The sequence below is a fragment of the Singulisphaera rosea genome (assembly GCF_054877945.1).
On the sequence record NZ_JBTYIP020000190.1, the window covers coordinates 1 to 240 of the forward strand.

Here is a 240-nt window from a genome sequence, read left to right on the forward strand (position 1 = left end):
ACAGTCAGACGGTCAAGGCGACGGAGAACGCCGAGAGCCGTGGGTTCGATGGGGGCAAGAAGATCAACGGGCGGAAACGCCATATCATCGTAGACAAGCTGGGTTTACTGCTGGCGGTCGCGGTCACGGTGGCGTCGGCTGACGACGGGACGATCGCCCCCAAGGTCCTGGGGGAGTTGACGGCCGAACATCGGTCTCGACTGAAGCTGTTGTGGGGGGATTCGAAGTATCGGAACAAGA

1 protein-coding gene is annotated in these 240 nt (G+C 60.8%); it reads left to right on the plus strand.

Going from position 1 to position 240, the window contains the following annotated elements; genetic code table 11:
* Positions 1-240 (plus strand): transposase (locus ACYOEI_RS41445; RefSeq protein WP_462856518.1); only part of this gene is annotated, 240 nt, incomplete at both ends.